The organism is Nitrospirillum amazonense (assembly GCF_007828045.1).
Taxonomy (GTDB): domain Bacteria; phylum Pseudomonadota; class Alphaproteobacteria; order Azospirillales; family Azospirillaceae; genus Nitrospirillum; species Nitrospirillum amazonense_C.
In genome coordinates, this window is the sequence record NZ_VITN01000011.1 from 168197 (window position 1) to 191861 (window position 23665).

Consider the following 23665-nt stretch of genomic DNA (forward strand, 5'->3'; position numbering starts at 1 on the left):
CAGTTTTACGGGGGTATCCGGCATCAGCGCGGCTGGCACAGGGCGCGGCCGCCACGGCCGCGGATAAAGTCCAGCACCTCCCCCACCACCGGGGTGGGGTGCGCGCTTTCCACCGCCGCCATGCGGTCGGCCAGCGTGCCCTCATGGCCGAAGATGCCGTCGAAGGCGGTGCGCAGGGCATTCACATCCTCGCGGGTGAAGCCGCGGCGGGTCAGTCCCACCAGGTTCAGCCCCGCCAGGAAGGCGCGGTCGCCCTTCACCAGGCCATAGGGGATGACGTCGCTTTCCACGCCCGACATGCCGCCGATCATGGCGTGGGCGCCGATGCGCACCCACTGGTGCACGGCCGAGAGCCCCCCCAGGATGGCGTTGTCCCCCACCTCGACATGGCCGCCCAGGGTGGCGTTGTTTGCCAGGATGACATTGTCACCCACGATGCAGTCGTGGGCCACGTGGGACGAGGCCATGAACAGACAGCCATCGCCCACGCGGGTGACCATGCCGCCGCCTTCCGTGCCGATGTGCATGGTCACATGCTCTCGGATCCGGTTGTTGCGGCCCACGATCAGCTCCGCCGGCTCCCCCTTGAACTTCAGGTCCTGGGGGGCGTGACCGATGGAGGCGAAGGGATAGATGACGGTGCCGGCACCCACTTGGGTGCGGCCTTCCACCACCACATGGCTTTTCAGGTCGACGCCATCCCCCAGCGTGACGTGGGGACCGACCACGCAGTAGGGGCCGATCTTGACCCCTGCGCCGATCTGGGCGGCAGGATCGACCACGGCGGTCGGGTGGATCACGGTCTCGCTCATCACGGATAAGGCCTAGCTGTCCATCACGATCATGGCGGCATAGGTGGCCTCGGCACACAGCTGGCCGTCCACCCAGGCCTCGCCCTTGAACTTCCACACGTTGCGGCGGTTCTGGATCTTCTGGACCTTGATCTCGACGCGGTCGCCCGGCACCACCGGGCGGCGGAACTTCGCCTCCTCGATGGACATGAAGTAGACCAGCTTGCCTTCCGCCGACTCACCCAGCGTGTGCATGACCAGCACGGCCGAGGTCTGGGCCATGGCCTCCACGATCATGACGCCCGGCATGACGGGCTTTTGCGGGAAGTGGCCGGTGAAGAACGGCTCGTTGATCGTGACGTTCTTGATGCCCGTGCAACTCTCACCCGTGATGATGTCGACGATCTTGTCGATCAACAGCATGGGATAGCGGTGCGGGATCATCTGCATGATCCGCAGGATGTCCAAATCGGGTACCTTGCCAGGAACCTTCTGCTCTTCAGTCGTCACGTCCATCACCTTCATTCCTACCCCGCACCAGGCGGCCCAGCGCCGCTACCTGGCGCAACCATTGCCGCATGGGCACGGCCGGCGAACCGCCGACCTTTTCCCCCGGCCCCACGTCCCGCATGACACCGCTTTGTGCCGCGATCTGCGCGCCGGCGCCGATCTTCAAATGCCCCGTGACGCCGGCCTGTGCCGCCAGCACGACATGATGATCCAGCTTGGTGCTGCCCGATATCCCCGCCTGGGCCACGATGACGCAGCCGGCACCGAGGTGCACGTTGTGCCCGATTTGCACCAAATTATCAATCATACAGCCCCGGCCGATGACCGTGTCGGGCCCGGCACCCCGGTCCACCGTGGCGTTGGCGCCGATTTCCACGTCATCCTCGATCAGCACCCGCCCCATCTGCGGCACGCGCACATGGCCGCCCAGGTCCATGGCGAAGCCGAAGCCGTCCTGGCCGATGCGGGCGCCGGGATATATCGTGACCCGCGCCCCCAGGATGCAATGGGTCAGCGAGGCGTTGGCACCGATGACGGTGTCGTCCCCCAGCCGCACGTTCACGCCGATGGTGGCGTTGGGGCCGATGCGGCAGCGGGCGCCGATGACGGCCCCCGCCTCCACCACCGCGCCCGCGGCGATGTCCGTCCCCTCCCCCACCTCGGCGCTGGGATCGACATAGGCGCCGGGGCTGATCTTCCCCGAGGGGGCGGTCGCCGGGTAGAAGGCCTGGGCGCACAAGGCGTAGGCCTTGTAAGGATTGCGCGACAGCAGCAGCGCCACACCCGCCGGCGCCTTGGACGCGAGTGCTGGATGCACCACTACGGCACCCGCCCGCGTGGCGCTGAAGGCGGCCACGTACTTCTTGTTGTCGAGGAAGCTCAGTTGGCCCGGCTCCGCGGCGTCCAACGCGGCGACGTCGCTCAGGACCAGGTCCGGGTCGCTGCCCGGCGCCACCTCGGCGCCGGAACGCCGCGCCAGTTCGGCAAGGGTGTAGGGCCCGGCCCGGTTGAAGAAACGGGGATCGGCCATGGGAACGGCACCTTTCAACGGCAGCGACCGCGCCCGGACGCGCCATCCCTTCGACAGGGCGCCCGGGTGCCGGTCAGTTCGGAACGTTGACCGTGATCTGCGGCAACGTGGCGTTCAAGCGTGACAACACGGTGTTGGTGATGTCCAGCGCATCGTCCGCCATGTAGATGATGTTGGATCGCGGAATGACCAGCGTGAAGCCGTTCTCGCGCGCCACCTCGCCCACCACGCGCACCATGTTGTCGCGCAGTTGGGCGCTGGCGGCGGCGAAGGCGTTGTCCAACTGGCGCTTGCGTTCCTGCAGGCGCCGCTGCACCTCGGCCACCTGCTGTTCGAAGTCCTTGCGCTTGGCGTCGAAATCTTCCTGGCCCAGCTTGGTCCGCTGGCTGGCCAGTTCCTTTTCCGCCTGCCGCAGGAACTGTTCCTGCTGCGACTGTTCCGCCTGGAACTTCTGGGTCTGCTCGCTGTCCTGCCGCTTCATGCTCTGCATGGCGGAGCACTTTTCCAGCAGGAACTGCACGTCCACCACGGCGATGGTCGTGACCGGCTTCTGCTGGCCGTCGCTGGCCACGGGCTTGGCCGGCGCCTTAGGCTGAGCCGCCGCCAGGGCGGCATGTGCGGGTACCAAGCCCCCAAAACCAAGAACGAGGGCCGCCAAGGCGGCCCTCGCATGGGAAAGGCAAACGGCCGGGGGTGTGGTGCGGCGTGCAAACGCCATCATGTCCCGTCCCTTCGTTCTTAGAACTGCGAACCGAAGCTGAAGCGGAACTGCTGAATGCGGTCGTAGCTCTTCTTCATCCACGGATAGGCCAAGTCGATACGGATGGGGCCGAAGGGCGACTTCCAGGACACGCCCACGCCCGAGGAAGCGCGGAACGCGAACTCGTCATGGAAATCGTCACCCGGCAACGGCGACTCACCGCTCTGGTCCAGGGCACCGATGTCGGTGAAGACGTGGAAGTCCACACCCAGTTCCTCCGGCAAGCCCAGCGGGAAGGTGACTTCCGACGTGCCGCGCACCAGACGCTTACCGCCCAGGGCGTCGTTGCCGCCGTTGCTGCTGAAGGCGCGGGGGCCGACACCGGCCACCTGGAAGCCGCGCAGGGTGTCGCCGCCCAGGAAGAAGCGGTCCTGAATGCGCACGAACTCACCGCCCAGGCCCAGGATGTAGCCGACCTCGCCCTCTACCTTCAGCACGACATTGCTGAACAGCGGGAAGTAGATACCCGAGGTCAGGCGGTTGCGCAGGAAGTGCACGCTGCCGCCCAGGCCCGCCACCTGGTTGGTGATGGTGAAATAGTAACCGGAGGTGGGCTTCAGGCGGCTGTCACGGGCGTCGAAGGTCAGGGCGGACTGGATGGACGAGGTCGTCGTCGCACCCACCTGCTCCTGCACGAAGCGCGTGGTCTCATAGGTGATGTCGCTGATCCGGGTGTGGGACAGCGTGTAGGTCACCAGTTCGCGCAAGCGGTCGGAGATGGGGAAGCCGGCACGGATGTCGAAGCCCGTGCTGGACATGTCGTAGCTGTAGGACTCTTCCGTCGTGTTGGCGTTGCGGTCCGTGCGGAACAGGTCCACGCCCATCGCCAGATCCCGGTTCATGAAATAGGGATCGGTATAGGAGATGGTGAATTCCTTGGAGTAGTAGGACCACATCGTCGAGAAACGGATGTCTTGGCCCGTACCCAGGAAGTTGCGCTGGCGGATCGAGAAGTCGATCAGCGCGCCTTCGGTGGTGGAGTAACCCAGGCCCACCTGGATTTCGCCGGTGGACTGTTCGCTGAGATCGACGGTCAACACCGCCTGGTCGGGCGTGCTGCCCTCGCTCGGCTTGATCTTGACGTCATCGAAAAAGCCCAGGTCCTTCACGCGCTGCTCGGAGCGCTTGACCTTGGACGCGTTGAAGGGGTCGCCTTCGGCCAGCAGCAACTCGCGCCGCACCACCTTGTCCAGGGTGATGAGGTTGCCGTTGATGTCGATGCGCTCGACGAACACCCGCGGGCTGGGGTTGATCTCGAAGTGCAGATCGACGGTCTGCGTGTCGGCGTGGCGTTCCTCATTGGGATCCACCTGCACGAACGCGTACTGCTGGTCGCCCAGCTTGTCCTGCAGCTTGTTGATCGTGCTTTCGATCTTGTCGGCGTTGAACCAGTCGCCTTCCTTGGTCTCGATCACCTCCCGCAGGGGGGCCAGATCGATGTCCTTGATGGCGCTGGTCAGTTCGATCTTGCCGAACTTGTAGCGCTTGCCCTCGTCCAGGGCCATGGTGATGAAGAACTTGTCGCGCGACGGCGTCAGTTCCGCGACCGACGACATCACCCGGAAATCGGGGTAGCCGTTACGGAAATAGAAGCGGCGGATCTGTTCCTTGTCATAAGCCAGGCGATCGGGATCATAGGTGTCGTCGCTGGACAGGAAGCGCCACCAACGCGATTCCTTGGTCACCATGACATTGCGCAGGTCGCTGTCGTCATAGATGTTGTTGTTGATGAAGCTGATCAGCTGCACGCCGGTCAGCGGGCCTTCATCGATCTCGAACACGAGGTCGACGCGGTTCTGTTCCAGCTGGACGATCTTGGGTTCGATGCGCGCGGCGAAGCGGCCGTTACGGCGGTAGACGTCCAGCATGCGCTGCACGTCCTGCTGCACGCGGGATCGGGTGAACACCAGGCGCGAGCGCAGCTGGACTTCGGACTGCAGGTCCTCGGTCTTGACGCGCTTGTTCCCTTCGAAGACCACGCGGTTGATGATCGGGTTCTCGACCACGGCCACCACCAGGGTGTCGCCGTCGCGACGCAGGGTCACGTCGGCGAACAGGCCGGTGGCGAACAGGGCCTTCAGCGATTCATCGATCTTGTCCGGATTGAAGGCATCGCCCTGCGACACGACCAGGTAGGAGCGGACCGTGGCCTGCTCGATACGCTGGGTGCCTTCGACGCGGATGTCCTTGATGACGCCACCGGACAGGATCTCCTGAGCCCAGGCACCGGACGAAAGAGCGACAGCTGACGTTGCGGTGGTGCCGGCGATAGCCAGGCACAGCGCCGCTACTCTCGAAACCGAACCCAATTATTTCCCCCGGTCAAACTTTGGAAATCAGAGACTTAACGAAACTGCCCACGCCAAAGTGGATCAGATCGTTCCAAGTGGCGAAAATCATGAGACTAAGTACCAAAGCCAGGCCGATCCGGAAACCATATTCCTGAGCGCGCTCGCCCAGGGGACGGCCCCGCAAAGCTTCCAGGCCATAGTACATAAGATGTCCGCCGTCCAGCATGGGGACGGGGAAGAGGTTGATCAGGCCCAGGTTCACCGACAGCACGGTCATGAACCAGATGACTTGGACCAGGCCCAACTGCGCCATCTGTCCAGACATCTGCACGATGCGCAGCGGCCCGCCGAGATCTTCGGTGCCATGGCTGCCCGCGATCATTTGGCCCACGGCGTCCAGCGTGCCGGTGATCAGGGCCCAGGTCGCCTTGCACGCCGCCCACACGGCGTTCAGCGGGTCGCGGCGATGGTATTCGTCCTGCCCGCGGATGACGCCCAGGCGGCCGATGCGGCTCTTGTTACCGAAACGGTCTTCCGATTCCACGGCGCGCGGCGTGACGCGCAGATCAACCTGCGCGTCGCCGCGCTGCACCTTCACATCCAGGGTCACATCCGGATTGATGGCGATGATCTGCTGCAAGTCCTCGAACCGCTCGATCTTGTGGCCGCCCAGTTCCAGCACGCGGTCGCCCGCCTGCAGGCCGGCCACGGCGGCGGCGCTGTCGGGCTCCACCTGTTGCAGCACGGCGGGCGTGTAGGGCTGGCCGTAGAACATGAACAGCAGCGACAGGGCCACGATGGCGAACAGGAAATTGGCCATGGGGCCCGCCACCACGATGGCGGCGCGCTGGCCCACCCGCTTGTAGTGGAAGGATACGGCACGCTCTTCCGGCGTCATGGAGCGGGTCTCGGCGCCGGGCCGGCTGGCGGCGTCGGCGTCACCGAACATCTTCACGTAGCCGCCCAGCGGGATCAGGCTGAACTTCCAGCGCGTGCCGGCGCGGTCGTTGAAACCCCAGATTTCCGGACCGAAGCCGATGGAGAACACATCCACCCGCACGCCGTTGCGGCGCGCGATATAGTAATGGCCGAACTCGTGCACGAACACGAGGACGGTCAAGACCACCAGGAAGGTGCCCCCATAGGTGCTGGCGTAGTTCACGATCTGATGCATCGTCCCAAACTCCAATAACACCCCCTCCTTCAGGGCTTCCCCGCCTCACCCCGCCTTCCGGCGCGGAAACTGGGACACGCATGAGAAGAGGGCCTGTTTGCCTGGTCGCGATGGTGCGCCGCGTTGGTGAACAAAACGTCACCGGCAGCGGCTTCGCAACCTGGCCGGCAGGCCCCGGTCATCCTTGAACGGCCGGGACCCCCGTTTCCTATCGCGCCTGAATCGCTTCAGCCGCAACCCGCCGCGCAACGGTATCGACTTCGCGCACATCGTCCAGTGAATTAAGGCGGGAATGCGGCACTGTCGTCATCGTGTGCTCGACAATACGCTCGATATCCAGGAAGCCGATGCGGCCATCCAGGAAGGCGGCCACGGCCATCTCGTTGGCGGCGTTCATGACGCAGGCGGCGCAACCGCCGGCCCGCATGGCCTCGCGCGCCAGGCGCAGCGCCGGGAACTTCTCCGGATCGGGGGCGTGGAACTCCAGATGGCCGGCGGTCACCAGGTTCAGGCGATCACCCGGGGTGGCGATGCGGCGCGGCCAGCCCAGGGCCACGGCGATGGGCGTGCGCATGTCCGGCGTGCCCAGCTGCGCCAGGACGGAACCGTCGACATATTCCACCAGGCTGTGCACCACCGACTGCGGGTGGACCAGCACGTCGATCTTATCCTCGGGCATGCCGAACAAATGGTGGGCCTCGATGACCTCCAGCCCCTTGTTCATCATGGTGGCGCTGTCGACCGAGATCTTGGCGCCCATGTCCCAGGTGGGGTGGGCCACCGCCTCCTTCACCGTGGCGCGGGCCATATCCTCGCGCGTCTTGTTGCGGAAGGGCCCGCCCGAGGCGGTCAGGATCAGGCGGCTCACGCCCTCCACCCGCTCGGAGTCGAAGACCTGGAAGATGGCGCTGTGTTCGCTGTCCACCGGCAGCAGGGTGGCGCCATGGCGCTTCACCTCGGCCATCATCAGCGCCCCGGCGCAGACCAGCACCTCCTTGTTGGCGAAGGCCACGGTGGCGCCACGACGGGCGGCAGCCAGCGTCGGTTCCATGCCGGCGGCGCCCACGATGGCGGCCATGACCCAGTCCGCGGGGCGCGCGGCGGCGTCCACCACCGCCTGGGCACCGGCGGCGACCTCGATGCCGGTACCGGACAGCGCGTCCTTCAAGGCGGCGTAATGGGCCTCATCCGCCACCACGGCGGCCTTGGCGCGCAGCTCCTTGGCCTGGCGGGCCAGCAGATCCACGTTCTTGCGGGCCACCAGCGCCTCGACCTGGTACTTCTCCGGGTCGGCCGCGACCAGCTCGACCGTGTTGCAGCCCACCGAGCCGGTGGAGCCCAGGATGGTCACCGTGCGCGCGGCTGGAACGGCGGCGGCCGCCGCCTCCGGCGCCACAACGGCCTGCAGGGAACTCACCACCATGACCCATTCTCCCCAATCAGGGCGTGGAACAGCGCGAACACCGGCGCCGCCATGACCAGCCCATCAATGCGATCCAACAATCCGCCATGCCCGGGGATCAGCGAGCCGCTGTCCTTCACGTCGCACCGGCGCTTCATATACGATTCGAACAGGTCGCCCGCCTGGCCCACCACCGCGATGACGGCCGCCACCAGGGCGCCCGCGCCGGGCGAGGACACAGTCGCCAGCGGTGACAGGGCCAACCCTACCAAAGCCGCGGCCGCCATGCCGCCCAAAAGGCCCGCCCAGGTCTTCTTCGGGCTGATGCGTGGCGCCAGCTTGGGCCCGCCGATGGCGCGGCCGGCGGCATAGGCGCCGATATCGGTAGCCCAGATGGCCAGCAGCAGGAACAGAAACAGCCAGGGGGCGTCGGGGCCCGCCCGGTTGCGGATCCAGTCCAGCGCCAGACAGCCGCCGCCGACGTAAGGCACGATCAGCGCGAACAGGATGGGCGCCGGCAGCCGGCCACCCTGCCCCGCGTCCTGCGCCTCGGGCGCATGCGGATGACCGCCGGCGGCGGCCCACCACAACAGCGCCGTCTGCGCCGCCAGCAAGACCAGGGCGTAAAGCGGCCCGGCCACGAACTCGCCACTGAGGGTGACCAGGATGGTCATCAGCCCCATGGCCGTGGCCCAGGGCTGGCGCCCCGGCACCACCAGGCGCAGCCATTCCAGACCGGCGATGACGGCGACCGCCACCAGCACCAGCTGAAAGACGATGCCGCCCAGCCACACGGCCACCAGGACCGGGGGCCCCAGGACCAAAGCGGAGAAGATACGGGTCTTCAGATCACCCGGCAGCTTGGCCAACAGCCCTTCAGCGCGTTCCAACCGTTGCCCCATACCGGCGGTCGCGCCGATGGAATTCCTGGATGGCGTCATCCAATTCCTGGCGACCGAAATCCGGCCACAGCGTTTCCACGAACACCAGCTCCGCATAGGCCATCTGCCACAGCAGGAAGTTGCTGATGCGCTTTTCCCCGCTGGTGCGGATCACCAGGTCCGGATCGGGGATGTCCTGGGTATAGAGCGAGGCGCCCAGGCTTTCCACCGTCACCTGGTCGGCCGTCATGCGCCCAGCCCTCACCTCTTCCGCCAAGTGGCGGGCGGCGTTGGCGATTTCCTGGCGCGAGCCGTAGCTGAGCGCCATGACCAACGTCAGGCCGGTGTTGTTCGCCGTCAGGGTCTCGGCGTTGGTGATCAACGTGACGATGTCGGGCGCCAGGCGCGACCGGTCGCCGATGATGCGCAGCCGCACGCCGTTCTTGTGCAGGGTGGCGATTTCCCCCCGCAGGTAGAACCGCAGCAGGTGCATCAGTTCGCTGACCTCCCCCTCCGGCCGGCTCCAGTTCTCCGACGAGAAGCTGAACAGGGTGAGGTAGGACACGCCTAGTTCCCGCGCCGCCTCCAGCACACGCCGCACCGCCTCCACGCCCTTCTTGTGGCCGGCGGTGCGGGGCAGGCCCCGGCGCGTCGCCCAGCGCCCATTGCCGTCCATGATGATGGCGATATGGGCGGGCGGGCGGGCGTTCAGGGGCACTGCGGCACCGGACATGGGACTCTCGAAGAAACTGGAACCGGGACGGGTAGGAATGAAAGCGAACCTGGGACGCCACCTCAGATCTGGGTGATGTCCTTTTCCTTGGCGGCGAACGCCTCATCGATCTTCTTGATGTGAGCGTCAGTCAGGGCCTGCACCTTGTCCGACCACGTCTTGTGCTCGTCCTCGGACAGGTCGCCGTCCTTCTGCGCCTTCTTCAGCAGGTCCATGCCGTCGCGGCGCACGTTGCGCACGGCCACGCGGGCCTGCTCGGCGTACTTGTTGGCGACCTTCACCAGTTCCTGGCGGCGCTCCTGGTTCAGGTCCGGGATGGGCACGCGGATGGTCTGGCCTTCGGTCTGCGGGTTAAGGCCCAGGCCAGCCTCGCGGATGGCCTTCTCGGTGGCCTTCACCATGCTGCGGTCCCACACCTGCACGGTGATCAGGCGCGGCTCGGGCACGCCGATGGTGGCGACCTGGACCAGGGGCATGTGCGACCCATAGGCCTCGACCGTCACCGGTTCCAGCAGGCTGGCCGACGCGCGGCCGGTGCGCAGGCCGGCGAATTCCTTGCGCAGGTTCTCCACGGCGCCATCCATGCGCCGGCTGATGCCATCGATATCGGGGGCGGCCACGTTCAAGCCTCTTCTTCCGTAATGATCGTGAAATGACCCCTTCCATCCATGACTTCGGCGAAACCGCCTTCCTGATGGATGGAAAAGACGAGGATAGGAATGTTGTTCTCACGCGCCAGCGAAATCGCCGTCGCGTCCATGACCTGCAGGTCGTTGGACAGCACGTGCAGGTAGCTCAGGGAACTCAGGCGCTCAGCCGTCGGATCCTTCTTGGGGTCGGCGGTGTAGACGCCATCCACCTTGGTGCCCTTCAGCAGGGCCTCGCAACCCATTTCCGAGGCGCGCAATGCCGCGGCCGTGTCGGTGGTGAAGAAGGGGTTGCCGGTGCCGGCGGCGAAAATCACCACCCGGCCCTTTTCCATGTGGCGCACGGCGCGGCGACGGATGAAGGGCTCGCACACGCTGGCCATGGGGATGGCGGACTGCACGCGGGTGGGCACGTCGATGCGCTCCAGCGCGCTCTGCATGGCCAGGGCGTTCATCACGGTGGCCAGCATGCCCATATTGTCGGCCGTGGCGCGTTCCATGCCCGACGCGGCGCCCGAGATGCCACGGAAAATGTTGCCACCGCCGATGACCAGGCAAACCTCGACCCCCATCTGGACGACGGTCTTCACCTCGTTGGCGACGCGGTTGACGACCTTCTGGTCGAGACCGAATTCACGGTCCCCCATCAGCGCCTCGCCCGAGATTTTCAATAGCACGCGTTTGTATCGGGCAGCCACGGGGTCAGGTCCTCTCGCCAGTTGATGGTCCCGGCGGCAAGCCGGGTTGGGAAGCCACGAGTGTCCGGGGTCAGATCCGGGTTAGCTCTACTGCAAACTTGCCCCCGCCGCCAAGTCTGGCGTTGCGGGAAGGCAGCACAACAGAGCCCCGAATTGTGCCGCCAAAATGACGCCGGGCCCGAAGCACACGAAAGAGCGGCGCGGACGATCACGCCGGCGGCCACTCTACTCACTTGGAATTGTCGGGAAAATCGCCATCCGGGGCTGACACAGAAATGGTGCCGGGATGGCCTGGGGGCCACCATGGCAAGGGGCACCCAAGAAACCGGCGCGCCCATCACTGGACGCGCCGGTCTTACTCAACTCAGGTCGGCTGTAGGATCAGCGCGCCATCGAGGCCACTTCGGCCGCGAAATCGCTCTCTTCCTTCTCGATACCGTCACCCAGCACGAAGCGCACGAAGCCGGTCAGCTTCACCGGGGCGCCCACGTCCTTGGCGGCGTTCTCGACGACCTTGCGGATCTTGGTCTCCTGGTCGATGACGTAGGTCTGCTCCAGCAGCACCACTTCCTCGTAGTACTTGCGCAGGCGGCCTTCCACCATCTTGGCGATGATGTCCTCGGCCTTGCCGGAGGCGCGGGCCTGGTCGGCCAGCACGTTGCGCTCACGGTCCAGGGCGGCGGTATCGACGTCGGCGATGTCCAGGGCTTCCGGACGGGCGGCGGCGATGTGCATGGCGATCTGGCGGCCCAGCTCCTGCAGCTTGGCCTTGTCGCCGGTCGACTCCAGGGCTACCAGCACGCCGATCTTGCCCAAGCCGCCGGTCAGGGCGTTGTGGACATAGGTGGCGACGACGCCGTCGGTGACCGACAGGCGGGCGGCGCGGCGCAGGTTCATGTTCTCGCCAATGGTGGCGACCAGGTGGGTCAGCTCTTCCGCGACGGTGCGGCCGTTGCCGAAAGCCTGGCCCTTCAGGGACTCGACGTTGGCATCGGTCAGCGCCAGCTTGGTCACGCCGGACACCAGGGCCTGGAACAGGTCGTTGCGGGCGACGAAGTCGGTCTCGGCGTTGATCTCGACGGCGGCGCCGACGGTGCCCTGGGAGGCGACACCGACCAAGCCCTCGGCGGCGACGCGGCCGGCCTTCTTGGCGGCGGCGGCCAGGCCCTTCTTGCGCAGCCAGTCGATGGCGCCCTCGATGTCGCCGGCGACCTCGTTCAGGGCCTTCTTGCAGTCCATCATGCCGGCGCCGGTCTTTTCGCGCAGCTCCTTAACGAGCGCAGCCGTAATCTCAGCCATCTTCGCCTCTCTCATCGCGTCAGGGCGGACAGGCGTCCGCAGGGATTTTGCTCAGGGATCGGAGGGACGTCGCCGTCCGCATCCGGAAATTCGCGGGGTCGCCACCCCAGCGGGGGGCCACCCATATGACAGCCGCCCCGAAGCGGGGCGGTGGTCGGCCGGGAACGGGAATGGTTTGAAGCATTCCAACAACCCGGACAGCCCAGGGGCACCGCCCCCGGACAGCAAGCCGGCCGGGCCGGAACCCCTGACGGAGCCCCGGCCCGGCCGTTCGCTTAAGCCTTAGGCCTCGGCCGCGACTTCGGCTTCCTCGGCGGGGATCTCTTCCACCGGGGCCTCTTCCGAAGCGCCGACGTCGATGCCCGAGGCGGCCATCTCAGCGTGCAGACCATCCAGCACGGCGCCGGAGATCAGCTCGCAGTACAGCTCGATGGCGCGCAGGGCGTCGTCGTTGCCGGGGATGGGGAAGGTCACGCCGTCAGGGTTGCTGTTGCTGTCCAGCACGGCCACCACGGGGATGCCCAGCTTGTTGGCTTCCTGAACGGCCAGCGACTCCTTGTTGGTGTCGATGATGACCAGGATGTCCGGCAGGCCGCCCATCTCCTTGATGCCGCCCAGCGCCCGCTCCAGCTTGTCGCGGTCACGGGTGCGGTTCAGCAGTTCCTTCTTGGTCAGGCCGGCGATCTGGCCGCCCAGCAGCTCATCCATCTCGCGCAGGCGCTTAATGGACTGGGAGATGGTCTTCCAGTTGGTCAGCATGCCGCCGAGCCAACGGTGGTTGACGTAGTACTGGCCGCAACGGCCAGCAGCCTCGGCCACCTTCTCCTGGGCCTGGCGCTTGGTGCCGACGAACAGGACGCGGCCACCGCCGGCGACCACGTCACGCACGGCCTGCATGGCGCGGTGCAGCATGGGCACCGACTGCTCCAGGTCGATGATGTGCACGCCGTTGCGCACACCGAAGATGTACGGGGCCATCTTCGGGTTCCAGCGACGGGTGTGGTGACCGAAATGCACGCCGGCTTCCAGCAGCTGGCGCATGGTAAAGGTAGGCATAGCCATGAAACGGAACCTTTCTCCGGTTTGGCCTCCGTGGGCAATGCCCCTTGGCCACCTGGCCTTGAGACACCGGAAGCGGACCGCCCAGATAATAAGGACGCCCCGCAAGCCCACGTGTGGGATTGACGATGGCCGGTGTGATACTCCGCCGCCCCGGCGATTTCAACCCCGAAGCGCGGGCGCCCGCCCTGCGGGAACGAAAGGGGTCCCCCGCGCCGGGCGCTTGGCAGTGGCGGGCCCCCACGCCTATGGTGCGGCCCATGTTCGTCCCCACCAACCTCCCCGCGGAGCCCCCCCTGGCGGAGGCCCGCGCCGCGCTGGCCCTCAGCTATGCCGACCTGGGCCTGGCGCCGCCGGCCATCACCGCCGTCGCCGCCGTCGCCCTGCCGGACATCGTGCGCCCGCGCCTGGACCATGTCGATGGCATGACGGCGGCCCTGGCCCGCCACGCCGGCGGCCCGGTCAGCGTCAACGTCCAGGCCCGCACCCGCGACCAGGGTCCCGGCTTCGACCGCCTGCGCCGGCTCGTCATCCTGGCGGCGCGGGCCGATGGGCGCCCCCTGGCCCTGGGCCTGCTGAGCGTCGATCTATTGGCCCTGCCGCCCCCCGTGGCGGCGGAGGCGCTGGCGGAAAGGACGCCCTTCGGCACCCTGCTGGCCGATGCCGGCCTGCCCTTCCTCAGCCGGCCGCGGCTGTTCTTCACCCTGGCGGCCGATGCGGCACTGGTCCGCCTGTTGGGTGGGGCGGAGGGCGAGATGCTCTATGGCCGCCTGGCCCACCTGGCCCTCACCCTGCCCGGCGCCGAGCGCCCCGTGGCCCGGGTGGTGGAAATCCTGCGGCCCTGAACCGGGGTCACAGCAGCGCCGGCAGTTCCCGCCGCAGCAGGTCCAGCACCAGCCGCACCTTGGGCGGCACCTGCCGGCTAACGGGATAGAGCGCGTGCAGGTCGAAGCCCGGCACCCGGTGGCCGGGCAGCAGCGGCACCAGCCGCCCCGCCGCCACGTCCGCCGCGCACACCGGCGCCTGCAACACGCCGATACCGGCCCCGCCCAGCAGCAGGGCATGCGCCGGCCGCCAGTGGCCGAGGCTCATCCTTATCCGTATAGGTGTGGCGATGGCCTTGCCGTCTTCGGTCACCAGCGGCAGCCGGCCGTTGGCGAACAGGCCGCCGACCCGCACGAAGTCATGGCCCCCCAGATCATGCGGCCCCGCCGGCGCGCCGTGGCGCTCCATATATTCGGGCGCGGCCACCAGCAGGCGGCGGACGTGGCCCAGGGGTCGGGCGACGAAGGCGCCCTCCCCGCTGTCGCCCAGCCGCAGGGAAAGATCCACCCCCTCGGTCACCGGATCCACGACGCGGTCATTCAATACCAAGTCGATGTCGAGATCGGGGTGCGACCGGCGCAGGCGCAACAGGATGGGCGGCAGCAGCACCTCACCCACGCCATGAGGCGCCGCCAGGCGCAGCGTGCCGCGCAAGGGTTGGTCCGGGCCCACGGCGGCGACGGCATCGGCCGCCGCCTCCAGCGTCTGCCGGGCGCGTTCGTAGAAGACGGCGCCGGCGTCGGTCACGGACAGGGAGCGGGTGCTGCGCAACAGCAGGCGGCTGCCCAGGTGGGCCTCCAGCCGCTCGATGCGTTCGCTCACCGCCGGCTGGCCCATACCGAGGTCGCGGGCCGCCGCCGACAGGCTGCCCCGTTCCACCACCCGGACATAGACGCGCATCGCCATCAGCAAATCCATGGGCGCGGACCTTATCGGTTTTTCCGATGAATGTAATCAACGAACCCCGCCTATCCGCCCAGTACCCCGATGGCTGACATTGCGGGCACCCCTTACCCCAAGGAAGCCCTCCATGAGCGACATCCGGCTTTACTTCTTCCAATCCGGCACCCAGCGCTGCAAGGCGCACGACATCCGCATGAACCAGGGGGATGGCGCCGACTATGAGATCCCCGTGCCCTGGTTCCTGCTGACCCATCCCCGGGGCAACGTCGTGCTGGACGGCGGCTTGGCGGCGGAGGGGCTGGCGGACCCACGCGGCTATTGGGGCGACACGGTCGACGTTTTCCGCCCGGTGATGACGCCGGACCAAGGCTGTGTCGCCCAGTTGGCGACGCTGGGCCTGGCCCCCGGTGACATACGCCACGTGGCGCTGTCGCACCTGCATTCCGACCACACCGGCGCCATCGGCCGTTTCCCCGGCGCCACCCACATCGTGCAGCGGCGGGAGCATGAGTACGCCCACGCCCCCGACTGGTTCGCCGCCGGCGCCTACACCCGCCGCGACTTCGATCGCCCCGGCCTGGATTGGCGCCTCCTGGAGGGCGACGCGACCGATGGCCACGATGTGTTCGGCGATGGCGTCCTGCGCCTGGTGTTCACGCCCGGCCATTCGGTCGGTCATCAATCCTTCCTGGTCACCCTGCCCCGCAGCGGCGCCTGGCTGCTGGCGGCCGACGCCGTCTACACCCTGGACCATTGGAACGAGAGGGCGCTGCCGGGCTTCCTGGCCTCCGCCGTGGACACGGTCCGGTCGGTCCGCAAACTGCATGCGTTGGCGGAGCGGACCGGCGCCACGCTGGTACCGGGCCATGACCCGGAGGTATGGCCCCGCTTCCGGCTGGCGCCGGGCTATTACGACTGACGCAGGAAGTCGGCGATCAGCCGGGCGATCAGGTCCGGCGCATCCTCCAGGCAGTAATGGCCCACGCCGGGCAGTTCATGAACGGCGGCGGCCGGGAACAGGTCGCGGAACAGCGGCAGGAAGTGCCGCGCCTGCAAGGTGCGGTCTGCCATCCCCCAGATGGCCAAGGCGGGTCTGGTGCGGATGGCCCGCATGGCCGCGGCGTCAGGCATTTCGAACCGGTGTGCGCCCGTGGCGAAGCCTTTGGCCCAGCCGATGGCGCCCAGGCAGTCCGCCGGGGTGGCGAAGGGCGCGCCATAAGCCGCCAGCCAGCTGTCGGTGACCACACCCATGTCCTCAAAGCCATTGAGCTTCAGGGTGCTGAGGATGGTGTAGCCCAGCTGGCCCAGCACCGTTTCCAGGCTGCCGTCCGCGTGCGCCTTGAGTATCCATTGGAACCAGGGCGCCGTCGCGGCATTGGCCAGCAGCCGGTCAAGCTGGTCGGGCTGGCCAAAGGATACGGGGCCGTTGGTGGAAATCACCCGTTTGACGCGATCCGGATGGCGGGCGGCCAGCCCCATGCCCGTCGGCCCGCCGAAATCGTGCAGCACCAGCGTGATGTCGCGCAGGTCCAGCGCCAGAATGAAGCGCTCCAGATTGTCGATGTGATCCTGCAGCCAATAGCTGCGGTCCGGCGGCGTGGCGCTTTTGCCGAAGCCCATATGGTCCGGCACCACCACGCGATGCGTGACGCTCAACGCCGGGATCAGGTGGCGGAACAGGTAGCCCCAGGTCGGCTCCCCATGCAGGCACAGCACCACCTCGCCCTCACCCTCATCCACATAGTGCATGGGAAAGCCGGGGGCGTTGGTGATATGGGAGGCGAAGGGAAAGGTGCCGTCGAAGGTGGCATCGGCGGGGATCATGGCGGTCGCTCCGATATGGTTTCAAATTAAAACCATATGAGACGTATCGCTTGAGGTTTTAATTTGCAACCTCTATATCCAGGCCATCATCGGCATGAGGGGAGACCGCCATGGTCAAGCGCACCAGCCACCAGGACTCGCTGTGCGGCGTCGCCCGGCCGCTGGACGCCATCGGCGACGGCTGGTCGCTGCTGATCATCCGCGACGCCTTCGACGGCCTGCGCCGCTTCGGGGAGTTCCAGAAGAATTTGGGCTTGGCCAAGAACATCCTGGCCGCCCGCCTGCGCACCCTGGTGGCCCACGGCATCCTGCGGACGGTGCCGGCCGCCGACGGCGGCGCCCACCAGGACTATGTGCTGACGGCCAAGGGGCGCGGCCTGTTCCCGGTGTTGGTTGCCCTACGCCAGTGGGGCGAGGACCATTTCTTCACCGCCGATGAGCCACACGTGCGCCTGCTGGACAAGCGCACCGGCAAACCCTTGCGCCGCCTGGAACCCCAGGCCCAGGACGGCACCCCGCTGGCGCCGGAGGATACCGTGGTGCGCTTTCCGGTGGAAAATCCTTAAACCCTGCATCGCTTCTGCACAAAACCCCGTTTAAGCTGGCGGGCAACGACGACGCGGTGGGGTGGTGATGGCGACGGACGGCACAGCGGCGACAACGGCACAGACGGCGGGGCGGCCCCCTGACGTTTTCGTTACCCGCCTGGTGGCGGCCCTGGTCCAGGCGGCGGGACTGTACCTGCTGGCCGAGGCGGCGACGAAGCCGCTGGCCTGGCCCGCGACCGTTCCCGAGCTGTTCACGCCCCTGGCGATGGTTCTGTCCCTGATCCCCTTGCTCGCCCTGCTGGGGGTGGGACAGATCGCCTGGCGGCCGCTGCTGATATGGATCCTGGTGGCGACCGTGATCGTCGCCGGCCTCGGCTATCATACGGAAGCCCGCCTGCCGGAAGCCCACCTGCCATCCGCCGGCTCGGCCATGGGGTCGAAGGAGGCTCCCTCGCTGATCTGGGGCCACATCGACGTGTGGCTGAGCATCGCCGGCGGCCTATTCATCGCCCATGCCCTGGTGGTGGACGCGGTCATCGAGCGGCGTTGGCGCCCCAGCTATCCGCGCCATTTTGACACCGCCTGGAAGCAAGGAGTGCAGGCAGCCCTGACCGTGGTGTTCACGGGTGTGTTCTGGGGTGTGCTTTATCTCGGCGCCGGTCTGTTCAATCTGCTGAAGATCACCTTCTTCGAACGACTGATCCACCACGACTGGTTCGCCATCCCCGCCACCACCTTGGCCATCGCGGGCGCCGTGCACATCACCGATGTGCAGCCCGCCTTGATCCGGGGCGCGCGCGCCCTGGCGCTGACCCTGTTCTCCTGGCTGCTGCCCCTGCTGGTGGTCATCGTCGTGGGCTTCCTGGGCAGCCTGCCCTTTCTGTCCTTGCAACCGCTCTGGCAGACCCATTTCGCCGCCAAGCTGCTGCTGACGGCGTCGGCGCTGCTGATCTTCCTCATCAACTGCTGCTATCAGGATGGCGCGGTGGAGCGAACCGCCATCGCCGCCAAGCGCTGGGCCGGCACCGTGGGCGCGTTGGCGCTGCTGCCCTTGGTGGCGCTGGCCGCCTGGGCGCTGAGCTTGCGGGTGGGGCAGTACGGCTGGAGCGTGCAGCGCGTGGTGGCGGCCGCCATTGTCCTGGCCCTGGCCGCCTACACCATCGGCTACGTCGGCGCCGTGCTGCGCGCGCCCAGCCCACATGGGCCCCAGTGGCTGCGCTTGCTGGAAATCACCAACCACGTCTCCGCCCACCTGGTGCTGATCCTGCTGCTGGTCCTGTTGACGCCCGTGGCCGATCCCGCCCGGCTGATGGTGGCCGACCAGATGGCCCGGCTGCGCGCGGGCGTTGTAGCGCCGGACAAGATCGACATCGTTACCCTACGCTTCGACGGCGCCCGCTGGGGCCAAGACGCCACGATCGCCCTGAACCAGATGACAGCGCCCCAATGGACGGCTGAACAGACTGCATTGCTGCACAAAGCCGCGCAAGCCTCCCTGGAAAAGGCAAACCGTTATCAGGTGTGGCATCAGTTCCCCACCACGGAGCCGACTGAGGACGAATTGCGAAAGCGGCTGGCGGTCTATCCCCCCGGGCATCCCATCCCTTCGGCGTTCTTGAAGACCTATTCCGAGGAAGGGGCGATGTGGCCGCGTGCTGGCTGCGGTCACCCCACCGAAAGATGCGCCGCTTATTTCCTGACGCTCATGCCTGGAACACCGGAAGCCATCTTCTTGCTGGATGGCATGTCGGCCGCCGTGTACGAGGTGGACACCGCCGGTACATGGCACAAAACAGGTTATGTACTAGGCGACCTTACGAACTGTAACGCCCTGGAGCAGTCCTTCAAGCAAGGGGCAGTCACCACCGTTCCCCATCCTTGGCCGGACCTGATGGTTGGCGGCATCCGGCTGGAAATTAACCGAGCCGATTTCGGCTATCATACCTGCCCCACCAGCCCCTGAACGTTCCGTTTGACAGCGAGAATCGCATCCCTTTTCGGGAACCGTGCAGGCTCGCATCCGCTTCCTGAAAGGAAAGACCGGAGGCGGCTGGTGGTGATGTCCACCATCCAGCAGCGGCGACCTTTGCATCCCCACGCAGAGCCCGGCCCTCCGCCAACAGCGGCAAGGGCAAAAGATGACCGCCAAGGCGACAAGGGCGGAGACAAGAACGGCGGCGGCGTGGGGATGGGGATGGGCAGCGGTGGCTTCAGCTTCGGCGCCCCCCACGACGCCCATGACCACCATGTGTGAAAGCCCTAAGCGGACATCCGGACGGCGTCCCGGTAGGTCTTGGGGGACGCGCCGGTCACGCGCTTGAAGGCGGTGCTGAAGGCGCTTTCGGAGCTGTAGCCCAGCGACTGGCCGATGACCGCCACGGGGGTGCCCCCCTCGCGCAAGGCGCGTTCGGCCAGGCGCATGCGCCATTCGGTGAGGTAAGTCAGCGGCGCCAAGCCCGCGACGGTCCTGAAATGCAGCGCGAACGTCGTTCGCGACATGGCGCAGGCCCTGGCCAGCTCATCGAGATGCCAGGCGCGGGCGGGATCGCCGTGCATCAGCCGCAGGGCGGGCGCCAGGCGGGGGTCGCCCAGCGCGCGCAACCATCCGGCCGGCAGGGGCCCGGACGTCTTGAGATGGGCCCGCAAAATCTGGATGAACAGCAGTTGGGCCAATTGCGCCGTCACCAGCTGCGTGCCCGGCAGGTCGGCGCGCCGCTCCGCCACCAGCTGGTCCAGCAGCCAGCGGAAAGCCGTCGCCTGCGGTGAGGCCGCCGGCACGTGGATCCACGGCGGCAGGACATCCGCCAGCAGCCGGCCGCTGGCCGGGTCAAGCAGGACATGGCCGCCGATATGGGCGAAATCATCGCCCTCACCCACCGTCACCGGCTTCGTCTTGTCGGTGCGGGAAAACAGGCTCATGGCATCGATAGGCGCGGCATCCAGGTCACTGGCCAGCTCGAAGGACCGCTTGGCCGACAGCAGCCCTACGTCGCCGGTCTCGAAATGAACCGGCGCCGCCTCGCCCTCGATGCGCACCCAGCAACGGCCCTTCACCACAGCGAAGAACTTGATCTTATCCGGGGCCGGGAAACGGATGGCCCATGCGCCGCCCGCCGTGAAGCCGCCGGTCACCAGCGATTCCGCATTGGTGAATTTGAGAATGTCGGAGAAAGGGTCGGCACTCATTTCCGTACTATCGCCAAAGCATCACGTACTTTCAAGCATTCACAGTCCGGATTGCGCGCCCTACCTTTGGGGGGAAAGACGGAGAGCGCCCGTTGACTGGGCGTCGTCAAATCACCAGCGCTCCTCTCGGAAAATCGACATGAATGACCAACTGATCCTCGTGACCGGCGGCACGGGCTTTATCGCCCAGCACTGCATCCTGGCGGCGCTGAAAGCTGGATATCGCGTGCGGACCACCGTCCGCTCCCTGTCGCGGGAGGCCGAGGTGCGCGCGCACCTGAAGGTCGGCGGGGCGGAGGCGGGCGACCGCCTGACCTTCGTCGCCGCTGATCTCACCGCCGATGAAGGCTGGGCGGAAGCGGTCGCCGGCTGCACCTATGTCCTGCATGGCGCCTCGCCCACCCCGACGGGTGAGCAGGTCAGCGAGGAGGATTGGGTCAAGCCGGCCGTCGAGGGCAACTTGCGAGTCCTGCGCGCCGCGCGGGACGCCGGGGTCAGGCGGGTGGTGCTGACCTCCGCCTTCGGCGCGATCTGCGCCGGGCACAAGGCCATGACCCGGCCGTTCAACGAGACGGACTGGAGCGACCTGACGGGCGCTGTCTGGCCCTACCAGAAATCGAAGACCTTGGCCGAACGGGCGGCCTGGGATTTCATCGCGCGGGAGGGGCGCGGGCTGGAGCTGTCGGCCGTGAACCCGACCGCCGTCCTGGGCCCCGTGCTGGGCGCCGATTATTCCCACTCCATCGGCCTGATCCGGAACATGATGAATGGGCAGCCGGGATGCCCGAAACTCAATTGCGGAATCGTCGACGTGCGGGACGTGGCGGACCTGCACCTGCGCGCCATGACCCATGCCGCCGCCAACGGTGAGCGCTTCCTGGCGATTTCCGGTGAAAGCCTGTGGATGATCGATATCGCCAGGGTGCTGCGGCGTCGCCTGGGGGCCGCCGCCGCCAAGGTGCCCACGCGGGTGCTGCCCAACTGGCTGGTCCGCCTGATCAGCCTGAAAAACCCGGTCATGAGGGGTGCCGTCACCCTGCTGGGCGTCAACCTGAACGCCACCAGCGAAAAGGCGATACGACTGCTGGGCTGGGCGCCACGCCCCAGCGAGGAAGCCATCGTCGCGACCGCCGAAAGCCTGATCCGGCTCGGCCTGCTTCCCGGCGTGAAAGGGGCGGCGTCAGGGGTGGGGTGAACCGTCCCACCCCAGCCATGCCAACGTCAGTGACCGGACAGTTCCAGCCGCTCCAGGTCGCTGATCAGCCCCGGGCCGGTCGGCCGCCAGCCCAGCACCTCGCGCGTCCAGGCGCTGGAGGCCGGCATGTCGAGGCCGGCGAACATGGACAGCCAGCCGAAGTGGGCCGGCGCCTCCTCCTGGGGAATGGATTTGACGGGCAGATCCAACCGGCGGCCGATGGCCTCCACGATGTCGCGTATCGCCACGCCCTCCTCCGCCACCGCGTGGTACTTCGCATTGGGCTCGGCCCGTTCCACGACCAGCCGGTACAACCGGGCGACATCCAGCAGATAGGCGGACGGCCAACGGTTCAAGCCCTCACCGACATACACGCATTCCCCCTTCTGCCGGAACATGCCGATCAGGGGGGTGATCAGACCCTGCGTCACCGGGTCGTGCACCTGCGGCAGGCGCACCACCGACACGTTGATCCCCTCCGCCGCCAGGGCGGCCGCCGCTTCCTCCGACGCGGCGCGGGGATGGACGTTCGAGCCGACGATGGCGTTGCCCTCCTTCGCCGGCTCACCCGGAACAGTGTTGGCGATGGGCGTGCCGGAGGTGATGACCAGGGGGCGGCTGGAGCCGGCGAGCGCCGAGCCCAGCGCCCGGATCACCCGGCGGTCATCCTCGCAGTTGGCGACGAAGCGGGAGAAGTCATGGTTGAAGGCCAGATGGATGACGCCGTCGCACTGGGCGGCCCCGCTGCGCAGGCTGTCCTCATCCTCCAGCGATCCGTGGTGGACTTCACCGCCGGCGGCGGCCAGGGCGGCGGCCTTGTCCTGAGAGCGGCAAAGACCCAGCACCTGGTGGCCGGCCGCGATCAAATCCTTCACCACGGCGGAACCGATGTTGCCGGTGGCACCTGTCACGAACACACGCATGATCCGATATCCCTGTGTTAGACGGCGAAGTACGCCGGATGATCGAGGTCGGCCAGCAGGCCGGGTTGTGTGGGCGCCCAACCCAGCAGCGCCCGGGTCCCGGCGCTGGCGGCTGGGCAATCGACGCCGGCGAAGCGGGCGAACCAGCCGAAATGCGCCGCCGCCGCCTCGGCCGTGCGGGAGACCACAGGTACGCCCAGCCGCCGGCCGATGATTTCGGCGATCGCCTTGAACGCCACCCCCTCATCCGCCACGGCGTGGAAGGGGCCGCCCTCGGCACCACGCTCCAGCGCCAGGCGGAACACCCGGGCGGCATCCAGCCGATGCACGGCCGGCCAGCGGTTGAGGCCGTCGCCCACGTAAGGGGAGACGCCCTTCTCCCGGGCCAAGGCGATGAGGCGCGGCACGAAGCCGTGGTCGCCATGACCATGCACCGAGGGTGGTAGCCGCACCGCCGTCACGCGCACGCCCCGCGCCCGCAGCGCGGCGGCGGCCGCTTCGGGATTGCGGGGAAAGGCCTCCAGCGCCGGGCGCGGCGGGGTCCGCTCCGTCGCCAAGGTGCCCGGCGCCAGCAGGGCGATCCCCGAGGTGACGACCAGCGGCCGGTCCGACCCCTCCAGCACGTCGCCGATGGCCGCGATGGCCCGCTGCTCATCGGCGCCGTTCTGGGCGAAGTTGGAAAAGTCGTGGTTGAAGGCCAGGTGGATCACGCCGTCGGCCCAGTCGGCGCCGCGCTTCAGGCTTTCCAGATCTTGCAGGCTGCCGTGATGAACCTCGGCGCCCGCCGCGGCCAAGGCGGCGGCCTCGTCGGCCGAGCGGCAAAGGCCCAGCACCTGGTGCCCCGCCACGATCAGGTCGGCCACCACGGCGGAACCGACCCATCCCGTGGCACCTGTCACGAATACACGCATCAGCGTCGTCTCCAAGTTTCCCTGAAGACAACTCTCGGCGCCGGTCTTATCCTGGTAAAGTAGTGACGTTATCAT

Annotated in this window: 23 protein-coding genes; 5 read left to right on the forward strand and 18 right to left on the reverse strand. The window is 67.2% G+C overall.

Annotated features, from left to right (window positions below):
- Positions 1 to 23: 23 nt before the first annotated feature.
- The 13 genes from lpxA to rpsB form a co-directional block, all read right to left on the reverse strand.
- On the reverse strand, positions 24 to 812 hold the full coding sequence (gene lpxA, locus FBZ89_RS18005; RefSeq protein WP_145751258.1) for an acyl-ACP--UDP-N-acetylglucosamine O-acyltransferase: 789 nt from the start codon (positions 810 to 812) through the stop codon (positions 24 to 26).
- A gap of 12 nt (positions 813 to 824) precedes the next feature.
- On the reverse strand, positions 825 to 1307 hold the full coding sequence (gene fabZ, locus FBZ89_RS18010; RefSeq protein ID WP_004273206.1) for a 3-hydroxyacyl-ACP dehydratase FabZ: 483 nt from the start codon (positions 1305 to 1307) through the stop codon (positions 825 to 827).
- The gene (lpxD, locus tag FBZ89_RS18015; protein WP_145751259.1) at positions 1291 to 2331 is read right to left on the reverse strand and encodes a UDP-3-O-(3-hydroxymyristoyl)glucosamine N-acyltransferase; all 1041 of its coding nucleotides are present in this window, start codon (positions 2329 to 2331) and stop codon (positions 1291 to 1293) included. Before lpxD ends, fabZ begins: the two co-directional genes overlap by 17 nt.
- A gap of 73 nt (positions 2332 to 2404) precedes the next feature.
- Positions 2405 to 2959, reverse strand: a complete 555-nt coding sequence (locus tag FBZ89_RS18020; RefSeq protein ID WP_186457423.1) for an OmpH/Skp family outer membrane protein — start codon at positions 2957 to 2959, stop codon at positions 2405 to 2407.
- A 110-nt stretch (positions 2960 to 3069) separates the two neighbouring features.
- Positions 3070 to 5400, reverse strand: a complete 2331-nt coding sequence (bamA, locus tag FBZ89_RS18025) for an outer membrane protein assembly factor BamA (protein WP_145751261.1) — start codon at positions 5398 to 5400, stop codon at positions 3070 to 3072.
- Between the two features lie 13 nt (positions 5401 to 5413).
- Positions 5414 to 6556, reverse strand: a complete 1143-nt coding sequence (rseP, locus tag FBZ89_RS18030) for an RIP metalloprotease RseP (protein WP_145751262.1) — start codon at positions 6554 to 6556, stop codon at positions 5414 to 5416.
- Between the two features lie 208 nt (positions 6557 to 6764).
- Positions 6765 to 7979, reverse strand: coding sequence for a 1-deoxy-D-xylulose-5-phosphate reductoisomerase (locus FBZ89_RS18035; RefSeq protein WP_145751263.1), 1215 nt, complete (start codon positions 7977 to 7979; stop codon positions 6765 to 6767).
- Complete coding sequence (locus FBZ89_RS18040; protein ID WP_246172305.1) at positions 7970 to 8848, reverse strand: phosphatidate cytidylyltransferase; 879 nt, start codon at positions 8846 to 8848, stop codon at positions 7970 to 7972. The genes FBZ89_RS18035 and FBZ89_RS18040 overlap by 10 nt, the downstream gene beginning before the upstream one ends.
- Positions 8835 to 9572 (reverse strand): isoprenyl transferase, encoded by a 738-nt coding sequence (locus FBZ89_RS18045; RefSeq protein WP_145751265.1) that lies wholly within the window; start codon positions 9570 to 9572, stop codon positions 8835 to 8837. Before FBZ89_RS18045 ends, FBZ89_RS18040 begins: the two co-directional genes overlap by 14 nt.
- Positions 9573 to 9634: 62 nt before the next feature.
- Positions 9635 to 10192, reverse strand: coding sequence for a ribosome recycling factor (gene frr / locus FBZ89_RS18050; protein WP_186457425.1), 558 nt, complete (start codon positions 10190 to 10192; stop codon positions 9635 to 9637).
- Positions 10193 to 10194: 2 nt separating this feature from the next.
- Positions 10195 to 10917 carry a UMP kinase gene (pyrH, locus tag FBZ89_RS18055; RefSeq protein WP_276328573.1) on the reverse strand — a complete coding sequence of 241 codons (723 nt, stop codon included), beginning with the start codon at positions 10915 to 10917 and terminating at the stop codon, positions 10195 to 10197.
- A gap of 381 nt (positions 10918 to 11298) precedes the next feature.
- A complete protein-coding gene (gene tsf, locus FBZ89_RS18060) occupies positions 11299 to 12216 on the reverse strand; it encodes a translation elongation factor Ts (protein WP_145751266.1) in 918 nt (305 codons plus the stop codon).
- 282 nt (positions 12217 to 12498) lie between these two features.
- Complete coding sequence (gene rpsB, locus FBZ89_RS18065; RefSeq protein WP_040843524.1) at positions 12499 to 13278, reverse strand: 30S ribosomal protein S2; 780 nt, start codon at positions 13276 to 13278, stop codon at positions 12499 to 12501.
- 257 nt (positions 13279 to 13535) lie between these two features.
- Here rpsB and FBZ89_RS18070 point away from each other — a divergent pair, with 257 nt between their 5' ends.
- The gene (locus FBZ89_RS18070; RefSeq protein WP_145751267.1) at positions 13536 to 14120 is read left to right on the forward strand and encodes a hypothetical protein; all 585 of its coding nucleotides are present in this window, start codon (positions 13536 to 13538) and stop codon (positions 14118 to 14120) included.
- Between the two features lie 7 nt (positions 14121 to 14127).
- On the opposite strand, the gene FBZ89_RS18075 is transcribed toward FBZ89_RS18070, so the two are convergent.
- On the reverse strand, positions 14128 to 15018 hold the full coding sequence (locus FBZ89_RS18075; RefSeq protein ID WP_145751268.1) for a LysR family transcriptional regulator: 891 nt from the start codon (positions 15016 to 15018) through the stop codon (positions 14128 to 14130).
- 112 nt (positions 15019 to 15130) lie between these two features.
- On the opposite strand from FBZ89_RS18075, the gene attM reads away from it, so the two are divergent.
- Positions 15131 to 15922 (forward strand): AttM family quorum-quenching N-acyl homoserine lactonase, encoded by a 792-nt coding sequence (gene attM / locus FBZ89_RS18080; protein WP_145751269.1) that lies wholly within the window; start codon positions 15131 to 15133, stop codon positions 15920 to 15922.
- Here the strand turns inward: attM and FBZ89_RS18085 are convergent.
- A complete protein-coding gene (locus tag FBZ89_RS18085; RefSeq protein ID WP_145751270.1) occupies positions 15913 to 16827 on the reverse strand; it encodes an alpha/beta fold hydrolase in 915 nt (304 codons plus the stop codon). The genes attM and FBZ89_RS18085 overlap by 10 nt on opposite strands.
- Before the next feature lie 110 nt (positions 16828 to 16937).
- Between FBZ89_RS18085 and FBZ89_RS18090 the strand changes: the two genes are divergently transcribed.
- Together FBZ89_RS18090 and FBZ89_RS18095 are read left to right on the forward strand one after the other, a co-directional pair.
- Positions 16938 to 17393 carry a winged helix-turn-helix transcriptional regulator gene (locus FBZ89_RS18090; protein WP_145751271.1) on the forward strand — a complete coding sequence of 152 codons (456 nt, stop codon included), beginning with the start codon at positions 16938 to 16940 and terminating at the stop codon, positions 17391 to 17393.
- 67 nt (positions 17394 to 17460) lie between these two features.
- Positions 17461 to 19338: a DUF4153 domain-containing protein gene (locus FBZ89_RS18095; protein ID WP_145751272.1), complete on the forward strand. Its 1878-nt coding sequence runs from the start codon at positions 17461 to 17463 to the stop codon at positions 19336 to 19338.
- A gap of 296 nt (positions 19339 to 19634) precedes the next feature.
- Here the strand turns inward: FBZ89_RS18095 and FBZ89_RS18100 are convergent, their stop codons facing one another.
- Positions 19635 to 20561 carry an AraC family transcriptional regulator gene (locus FBZ89_RS18100; RefSeq protein WP_145751273.1) on the reverse strand — a complete coding sequence of 309 codons (927 nt, stop codon included), beginning with the start codon at positions 20559 to 20561 and terminating at the stop codon, positions 19635 to 19637.
- 139 nt (positions 20562 to 20700) lie between these two features.
- On the opposite strand from FBZ89_RS18100, the gene FBZ89_RS18105 reads away from it, so the two are divergent.
- Positions 20701 to 21756 carry an SDR family oxidoreductase gene (locus FBZ89_RS18105; protein ID WP_145751274.1) on the forward strand — a complete coding sequence of 352 codons (1056 nt, stop codon included), beginning with the start codon at positions 20701 to 20703 and terminating at the stop codon, positions 21754 to 21756.
- Positions 21757 to 21782: 26 nt separating this feature from the next.
- Here the strand turns inward: FBZ89_RS18105 and FBZ89_RS18110 are convergent, their stop codons facing one another.
- Together FBZ89_RS18110 and FBZ89_RS18115 are read right to left on the reverse strand one after the other, a co-directional pair.
- Positions 21783 to 22679, reverse strand: a complete 897-nt coding sequence (locus FBZ89_RS18110) for an SDR family oxidoreductase (RefSeq protein ID WP_145751275.1) — start codon at positions 22677 to 22679, stop codon at positions 21783 to 21785.
- Between the two features lie 17 nt (positions 22680 to 22696).
- Positions 22697 to 23590: an SDR family oxidoreductase gene (locus FBZ89_RS18115; protein WP_145751276.1), complete on the reverse strand. Its 894-nt coding sequence runs from the start codon at positions 23588 to 23590 to the stop codon at positions 22697 to 22699.
- Between the last annotated feature and the right edge of the window lie 75 nt (positions 23591 to 23665).